Annotated in this window: 6 protein-coding genes; 5 read left to right on the forward strand and 1 reads right to left on the reverse strand. The window is 67.2% G+C overall.

The features are described from left to right. Positions 1-138: 138 nt before the first annotated feature. On the reverse strand, positions 139-1,053 hold the full coding sequence (locus P3W85_RS15725; protein WP_276265479.1) for a SphA family protein: 915 nt from the start codon (positions 1,051-1,053) through the stop codon (positions 139-141). Positions 1,054-1,329: 276 nt separating this feature from the next. On the opposite strand from P3W85_RS15725, the gene P3W85_RS15730 reads away from it, so the two are divergent. The 5 genes from P3W85_RS15730 to P3W85_RS15750 all read left to right on the forward strand — a co-directional run. Then, positions 1,330-2,262 carry a LysR family transcriptional regulator gene (locus P3W85_RS15730; RefSeq protein WP_276265480.1) on the forward strand — a complete coding sequence of 311 codons (933 nt, stop codon included), beginning with the start codon at positions 1,330-1,332 and terminating at the stop codon, positions 2,260-2,262. A gap of 140 nt (positions 2,263-2,402) precedes the next feature. Next, positions 2,403-2,897, forward strand: a complete 495-nt coding sequence (locus tag P3W85_RS15735) for a hydroxyquinol 1,2-dioxygenase (protein ID WP_276265481.1) — start codon at positions 2,403-2,405, stop codon at positions 2,895-2,897. Between the two features lie 30 nt (positions 2,898-2,927). Further along, on the forward strand, positions 2,928-3,947 hold the full coding sequence (locus tag P3W85_RS15740; protein ID WP_017230829.1) for a hydroquinone dioxygenase large subunit: 1,020 nt from the start codon (positions 2,928-2,930) through the stop codon (positions 3,945-3,947). 112 nt (positions 3,948-4,059) lie between these two features. Beyond that, the gene (locus P3W85_RS15745) at positions 4,060-5,523 is read left to right on the forward strand and encodes an aldehyde dehydrogenase family protein (RefSeq protein WP_276265483.1); all 1,464 of its coding nucleotides are present in this window, start codon (positions 4,060-4,062) and stop codon (positions 5,521-5,523) included. A gap of 9 nt (positions 5,524-5,532) precedes the next feature. After that, positions 5,533-6,322 (forward strand): maleylacetate reductase (locus P3W85_RS15750; protein WP_276265482.1); only part of this gene is annotated, 790 nt, incomplete at its 3' end.

The following is a 6,322-nucleotide window of genomic DNA, read 5'->3' on the forward strand; positions in this document are numbered from 1 at the left end:
AACGATTGATCGAATTTGTCGCGCGGCCAAGGCGACCATGGGCAGGTGGCGAGCGCACCCCCTCAGTGCGCAAGCACAGTCCGCCATCGCACGCGTGCTTCGATCACGCGATGCGTTGCTCAGGCCGCCGGCCTTCGCTCAGTACAGCGGGAACGTGGCCTTGAGCCAGAGCGCGCCACCGTCCGCACGGTTGCGCACGCCGGTCTCGGCCTGATACTTCAGGCTGACGAACCAGCCCTTGCCGCTGTCGTACTTGATCGAGGGGCCGATGGCGAAGGCGCGGCCCCGGTTATTCGCCACGGTCGCGCCGGCCTGCCGGTCGTCGGTGGTCTGCAGGTAGTAGTAGCCGCCGACACCCACCACCCAGTTGCGGAGAATGCCGTAGCCGAGCGAATAGTCGGCGATCAACTCCTGGCCCGAACGATAATCCGTGGCGTCATTCCTGCCGTTGAAGGTGTACATAAGCTTCAGGTCGGCGTTCACGCCCTCGGGGTCCATGCGGGTCACGCCCACCAGCGGCTGCACTGCCCAGTAGTGACGGCCAATGTTCGCCAGGTCGGTCTGGCGATAGCCGCCGGTCGGCGCGAAGACATCGACGCCGGCCAGCAGGTGCAGGGTCGGGGACAAGTGCCAGCCCAGCGCAGTGCCGAAGGTCATGTCGCCGATGCCGGTGTTGCGCTGGCTTTCAGCGCCCGCGTTAACCTTGAGCGTCACCAGTGGCAGGATGCCGTGGAAGGCGAGCGAGCCGCCGAGGATCTGCGTTGGCGTCACCCAGATCAACCGCGGCACGATGGCCGTGGCTTCCACCCGGAAATTCGGCACGGGAATGCGATCCCCATGGTTGTCCCGCAGCGTCGAGGCGTTGTATTGCTGGCCGAAGACCTGGCCGTAGACGCCGGGCGGCGGCAGGGCGCAGCAGCCGTAGTTCTCGGCGCCGACCGGATAGATCGAGCCGCCGCCCTCGGTGGCCTGCGACGCAGCCGGTGTCGCCAGCGCGGCACAGGCCGCCAGTTTCAGGATCCATCGATGGCGCGTTGCGTGGTCTGAGTGCATCTTCGTGTCTCCTCGGTCGTTATGTTCGTTATGTTTTGTGCGCAGCCAGGGGCGAACGATAGGGCGATTGGCCGGGGTATCACAATGCGGCGGGCCGCGACTGCCGTATTCGGGATTCGCGAATAACGCCGGGGGGCGTCGCAGATCAGGGTGCGCAGGGCGCGGCGGCGATCTTTGCTATGCTCTCGGTGAGCCAGCGGTGGGCGATCCCCCTCGCGGCAATGACGCAAGCCAGCAGGCAGGCAAATCGAACCTGCCGGATATTACGGAGACGCCATGGACCGCTTTCTCAGCCTTGAAGCTTTTGTCCGGGTAGCGGAGACCAGCAGTTTCGCCGAGGCGGCGCGCCAGCTCGGCGTGACCAACTCGGTGGTGACCAACCGCATCCAGCAGCTCGAGAAATTCATCGACGCGCCGCTTTTCCACCGCAGCACGCGCCACGTCAGGCTGTCGGAGGTGGGCGAGGCCTACTACAAGGAGTGCGCGGATGCGGTCGCGCGCCTGAACAGCCTGACCGACCAGATGTGCGACGTGCGCGCAACGCCGAGCGGCAAGCTGCGCATCCAGGTGCTGCCCGGCTTCGCGATCAAGCATCTGGCCCGCCTGCTGGCGGGCTTCACCGACCGTTACCCCAGCATCCAGCTCGACATCATCGTCAACGACCGCGTGGTCGATCCGATCGAGGAAGGCTTCGACGTGGCCTTCCAGATCTTTCCGCCGATTTCCGAGTCCTTGATCGAGAAGCGGCTCTTTCCCGTGCGCCGCCTCTTCTGCGCGGCACCGGCCTACCTGGAGCGCCACGGCACGCCACAGAAGCCCGTGGAACTGCTGAGCCACACCGTGGCGCTCTACTCGGGCTACCCGTCGCGCAACCGCTGGGCATTCCAGCGCGGCGACGAGCCGACCGTCGAGATCGAAATGCCGGGCCAGGTGCGTTCGAATTCGGTGCACATGCTGCGCGACTACGCGCTCGGCGGTAGCTGTGTGGTCTGCCTGCCGACGCTGGTAGCGAGCGAAGCACTGCTCGACGGCAGCCTGGCGCCGGTGCTGACCGACTACACGCTGGCCTCCTACACCTTCGCGGCGGTCTATCCGGCCACGCAGCGGCAGGCGGTGAAGGTGCGGGTGCTGGTGGAGTACCTGTCGGCGGCGCTGGCGGGCGAACCTGCCTGGGACGTGCCGCTGCTCGAACGCGGCTGGGTGCGCTGAGGCGTCCTCCGGGCCCCCACTATTCGCGATCCGCGAACACGGCAGTCGCCGGCAGGCCAATTGTTGTTGCGCTGCGATAGAACCTATCTTTGAAGCAACAAAGCAGCAACAAGACGATTGGCACCACCCAGGAGACAGACGTGACCAGTACCACCTTCAAGACCGAGTTCGGTTCGCTCGAACACTATCGCAAGGGCGGCATCGAGCTGACCCAGGGCAGCGCGCAACACTATGTGTTTTCCAATGTGTTCGAAGTCGCCTCGCAATCCGCGCCCTACGAGAAGGTCGTGGTCGGCAAGAATCTCGAGTACGTGATCGAGACCCTGCGCGCCGAGGGCGTGTCGCCGTGGTTCACCTGTGCGCACGATGAGTTCGCCATCCTGCTCGACGGCGAGGCGCGCATCGACTTCATCGCCCCGCCGCAGCCGGTGACCGCCGGCCAGGGCACCGTGCCTGCCGGCGACGCGCCGGCTGGCAAAGCCATGGGTCATGTGATTCTGCGCAAGGGTCATCAGGCGCTGCTGCCGGCCGGTGCCGCGTACCGCTTCACGGCAAGCCGGGCCGGCGTGCTGCTGGTGCAGACGCGCATCGGCGAGCTGTCGGTGGAGAAGTGGGCGGACATCTGCCTGCACTGAACAGACAAGATCCGAAAGGAGATTCCAGCCATGGCCATGCTCGACATTGCAGACAAGCCCACCACCTTCGCCGCCGACAAGGTGGTGTCCACAGGACCCGATGCCGTCACCGGCTACAAGACCTTCCGCCTCGGCCGGTTCGAGTTCACGCGCGACGAATATTTTGCCAAGATCCACTGGCCATCCGGCGGCCAGGCCCGCACCCACGCCATCCCGGCCGATGCCTTCCTGCGCGCACTGATGCGCGACGTGGCCTGGGGCTTCTTCTACGGCTGGGTCAACTTCGACCATGTTTTCGGCACGCGCAACCACTATGGCAAGGTGGACGTCTACGCCGGCTCGTTCAACGGCGTGATGAAGGAAGCCGGAGTGGACTACACCGAGACCTTCGAGACGCCCGTGATCATGGCCACCTTCAAGGCCATGCTGCACGACTGGACCAACGAGGGCTTCGACCCGTTCGCCGCGCCCGCGGAAACCGGCACCGCGTTCGGCCGCAAGCACGGCGAGAACGGCGCCGCCATCGAGCGCTCGCGCATCGCTACGCGCCGCATGCCAGGCCTGAAGGATGACTCGCCGCTGCGCGACGACCTGCCGGTCAACCGTGCCTTTGCCGATGTGGCGCAGGACGAGCCGGAAGTCCATGTCGAACCTGGCTTCGAAGGCCAGTTGCACGCATTCAACCTGTTCAAGTACCTGTCGCGCTCGGACGTGACGTGGAACCCGTCGGTGACCTCGGTATGCGGCCAGAGCCTGTTCTGCCCGACCACGGAGGAGTTCATCCTGCCGGTCTTCCATGGCAATGACCGCGTCGAATGGTTCCTGCAGTTGTCCGACGAAATCGTCTGGGACATCGGCGACAAGAACACCGGCGCGCCGCGTGCACGCGTGACCATGCGCGCGGGCGACATCTGTGCCATGCCGGCCGACATCCGCCACCAGGGCTATTCCACCAAGCGCTCGATGCTGTTGGTGTGGGAGAACGCCACCCCCGGCCTGCCCCAGCGCTACGAGAGCGGCGAGCTGAAGCCCTATCCGGTCGATTTCTGAAGGCCGGCAGCCCCGGTACTTCCCGGCGCGGCCAGCCCGTGCTTCCCATCGAACCCCATCGACCCATCGCGCGGCACGGCACTTCCCGTGCCGCGAGGAGACGATTTTGCCTATCCTGACCAAACTCTTCATCGACGGACGCTTCGTCGACGCGCTCGCGGGCGGCACCATCGACGTGTACAACCCGCACGACGGCAGCGTCATCACTTCCATCGCCGCCGCCGAGTCGGCCGACGTCGACCTTGCCGTGGCCGCCGCCACGCGCGCCTTCCCGGCCTGGTCGCGCATGGCCGCCGCCGAGCGCGGCCGCCTGCTTTTGAAGCTCGCCGACAAGATCGAGCAGTACGGCGACGAGCTGGCGCACCTCGAATCGCTCGACACCGGCCACCCGATCCGCGATTCGCGTGGCCTCGACGTGCCGCGCACCGCGGCGTGCTTCCGTTATTTCGGCGGCATGGCCGACAAGTTGCAGGGCTCGGTCATCCCGGTGGAAACGGGTTTCCTCAACTACGTGCAGCGCGCCCCGATCGGCGTGGTCGGGCAGATCGTGCCGTGGAACTTCCCGCTGATGTTCACCAGCTGGAAGATGGGCCCCGCGCTGGCGGCCGGCAATACGGTGGTGCTCAAGCCGTCGGAGCTGACGCCGCTGTCAACGCTGCGCATCGCCGAGCTGATGGCCGAGGTCGGCTTCCCGCCCGGCGTGGTCAATATCGTGCCCGGCTACGGCCACACCGCCGGGCAGCGGCTGGCCGAGCATCCCGGCGTGGGCAAGATCGCCTTCACCGGCTCTACCGCGACCGGTCGCCGCATCGTCGAGGCGTCGCAGGGCAACCTGAAGCGCGTCCAGCTCGAACTGGGCGGCAAGGGCGCCAATATCGTGTTCGACGATGCCGACCTCGATGCCGCTGTCAACGGCGCGGCCTGGGCCATCTTCCACAACCAGGGGCAGGCCTGCATCGCTGGCTCGCGGCTGGTGCTGCACGAGCGCGTCGCCGACGCCTTCCTGGAGCGCTTCAGTGCGCTGGCGGCCTCGATCCGGCTGGGCGATCCGCTCGACCCCGAGACCGAGATGGGCCCACTGACGTCCGCCCAGCACCGCGACCGCGTGCTGTCCTATGTGGCGGTCGCCCAGGAGCAGGGCGCGCGCATATTGGCGGGCGGCAAGGCGCCGGATGCCGCCACGCTGGCACAGGGCTACTACGTGCAGCCGACCATCGTCGAAGCGAAGCCGGAGGACCGGGTTGCGCAGGAGGAGGTGTTCGGCCCGTTCGTGACGGTGTTGCGCTTTGGCACCGACGAGGAGGCGCTGGCCATCGCCAACGGCACCGCCTACGGGCTCGGCAGCGGCCTGTGGACGCGCGACCTGTCGCGCGCACACAAGCTGGCCAGCGGCATCCACGCTGGCATGTGCTGGATCAACTGCTACAAGCGCGTCAATCCCGGCAGCCCGTTCGGCGGCGTCGGCCAGTCCGGTTACGGCCGCGAGATGGGCTTCGAAGCCATGCACGACTACACCGAGGCCCGCTCCGTCTGGGTCAACGTGGATGCCAAGGTGCCGCCGCACTTCAAGCGCTGAGGAGGGATCATGCTGCGCTTTGCCTATCAGTCGCTGCCGTCGCGCGTGGTGTTCGAAGCCGGGGGCCTGGCACGGCTGCCGGAAGAGGTGGAGAAGCTCGGCGCCCGCCGCGCGCTGGTGCTGACGACGCCGGAGCAACGGCCACTGGGCGAGCGCGTCGCGCAGGCGCTCGGGGCGCGCGCGGCCGGCGTGCATGACAAGGCGCAGATGCATGTGCCGATGGAGACCGCCGAGGCGGCGCGCGCCGAGGCCGCGCGGCTTGGCGCCGACTGTTGCGTGGCGGTTGGCGGCGGCTCCACCATCGGGCTGGGCAAGGCCATTGCGCTGACCTCCGACCTGCCCATCGTAGCGGTGCCCACGACCTATGCCGGCTCGGAGATGACGCCGATCTACGGCCTGACCGATGGCGGCCTGAAGAAGACCGGGCGCGACCTGCGCGTGCTGCCGCGTACCGTCATCTACGACCCGGAGCTGACGCTCACGCTGCCGGCGCAACTGTCGGCCTGCTCGGGCATGAACGCGATGGCGCACGCGGTGGAGGCGCTGTACGCGCAGGATGCCAATCCGATCATCAGCCTGATGGCCGAGGCGTCGATCGGTGCGCTCGCCGTGGCCTTGCCGGCGGTGATGGACAACCCGGCCGACCTGGAAGCCCGCTCCGGCGCGCTGTACGGCGCCTGGCTGGCCGGCGCCTGCCTGGGGTCGGTTGGCATGGCCCTGCACCACAAGCTGTGCCACACGCTCGGCGGCAGCTTCAACCTGCCGCACGCGCAGGCGCACACCATCGTGCTGCCCTACG

Origin of the sequence: Cupriavidus basilensis, assembly GCF_029335485.1 — a bacterium.
Classification (GTDB): Bacteria; Pseudomonadota; Gammaproteobacteria; order Burkholderiales; family Burkholderiaceae; genus Cupriavidus; species Cupriavidus basilensis_E.